Origin of the sequence: Pseudomonas sp. PA-4-8C (assembly GCF_021606625.1) — a bacterium.
Classification (GTDB): domain Bacteria; phylum Pseudomonadota; class Gammaproteobacteria; order Pseudomonadales; family Pseudomonadaceae; genus Aquipseudomonas; species Aquipseudomonas lactis.
Genome location: NZ_WKCD01000505.1, coordinates 1 through 1732, shown reverse-complemented (window position 1 = coordinate 1732; position 1732 = coordinate 1). Strand labels below are relative to the sequence as shown.

Annotated in this window: 2 protein-coding genes; one reads left to right on the top strand and one right to left on the bottom strand. The window is 48.4% G+C overall.

Translation table 11 applies throughout. The annotated features are described in order from the left end of the window. Positions 1-23 precede the first annotated feature (23 nt). Positions 24-971, bottom strand: coding sequence for a HEPN domain-containing protein (locus GIW04_RS30485; RefSeq protein ID WP_147412298.1), 948 nt, complete (start codon positions 969-971; stop codon positions 24-26). Positions 972-1048: 77 nt separating this feature from the next. Here GIW04_RS30485 and GIW04_RS30480 point away from each other — a divergent pair. Further along, positions 1049-1732 (top strand): DUF2786 domain-containing protein (locus tag GIW04_RS30480; RefSeq protein WP_236479587.1); only part of this gene is annotated, 684 nt, incomplete at its 3' end.

The following is a 1732-nucleotide window of genomic DNA, read 5'->3' as shown; positions in this document are numbered from 1 at the left end:
AGCTCAGGCGGTGCAGTATTACTTTATCTGAACAGTTCTTTTCGAAAATAATCCTCAATGAATTCATTCGTCCCATACACAACCGCTTGTTTTTTCGAGTCACGCAAAATTACAAAGACAATTTCCCGGCAAATATCTTGCAATCCTTGGCTTATAGAAAGTGAAGCATCAATATCTGCTTGCTTTATGTGAGAACCGTGAGTGACCTGAGAGCGAATCCCATAGGCCTTTTTCATGAATTGGTATCGAGCCTCCATATCCTTTGCTGAACCACCTAGAAAGTGAGCAACTCGCTCAGAAAGCCTGTGCGTTAATTCACCTGTACTAGTTGAAAAAAGACTTTCTAGCGCACTGCATATTTGTGCAATTTTCAGAGATGGATATTGAGTTTTACGCGAAGACGTTACGAAGTTGAGAAAGCGGTCAAACCGAGTGCTTTTTTTTGAAACAGGTGAGTTGAACATGCTAAACCCCCTGTCATGGATATGACTTCTAAGTTCAAAACTTACATCTCGCCACTGATTTATTTCTAAAGCGTTGAACGTAGTGTCCATCAAGGCGTCGCCATTAGCCTTCGACAGCGTTGAATACAATCCGTTACTAGTCCAAAAATCCTGACCTTCATTGTTGAGATGACAGTGTGCTAGCTCACATCCTATCGCATTATCTTTCACCAACCATGAGTCTTCAATAATCATGGAGAGCCATACCAGCCATGTAAGTAGCAAAGTTTCGCTGTGGTCATACCCCTTCCAAATAGAAACTTCTTCCGGCCTACATACTACTAAATGATCAGCACGGAGCAGATGATTATGCTCAATATGTCCGACAAAATACTTGAAAGGTGCATCAAGGAAATTTTTTATAAGTTTTGGATCATTAATTAAAGAGACCCCAGGCATCATTTCATATATACCCGGCTCCGCATTTACGTTGAGCCAACGCAACGTGGAAACTATATTTACTTTCATTTACCCCCCAAGCAACCGGTTTTGTTTTAAGCATATAACTCATATCAATCAATAACGCCAGCCGGCGAGGCTCCCATATGTCCGCACAACAGATCGACGAAAAGAAACTCGAGCGCGCGATCCGCAAGATCAAGCATTGCCTGGCACTGGCTCAAAGCGCCAACGAGAACGAAGCTGCAACGGCACTCCGGCAGGCCCAGGCATTGATGCGCGAGTACCGGCTGACCGAAATGGATGTGAAGTTGAGCGACGTCGGTGAGGTTGAGTCGGCCCTGTTCCGCACCAGGCGTCGGCCAGCGTGGGATCAGCAGCTGAGCATCGCTGTAGCAGACGCATTCAGCTGCACAACCCTGCGCCGCCGGACGTGGTGTTCTGCAAAAGGCCAAATCATTGAGTGCGCGACATTCGTCGGCGTTTCTCCCGCCCAGAACATCGCCTTGTACGCGTATGAAGCACTGCACACCCAGCTTACTCAGGCGCGCAAGGAGTACTGCTCGGCCGTCAGGTCGGGAGTCCGTCGTAGCCGGTATTCGGCAGAAACTGCCGGCGACCACTTTGCGCTGGCGTGGGTTTGGGAGGTCCAGTCGAAGCTGAAAGCTCTTGTGCCTCAAGGCGACGATGATCCGCTGGTAAGCCCCGCCACCGGCCAAGACCTCGTTGCGATTCAGGCGCAGGACAAGGCACTGATCAGAGAATATCTCGCTACCCAGGAAATCGGGAAGTCCAGGAAAGGCAAGGCGGTAGAGCTTGATATAAATGTC

Bases quoted from the DNA above. Each gene is read 5' to 3' on its own strand.
- GIW04_RS30485 (WP_147412298.1), bottom strand. From the start codon at position 971: ATGAAAGTAAATATAGTTTCCACGTTGCGTTGGCTCAACGTAAATGCG.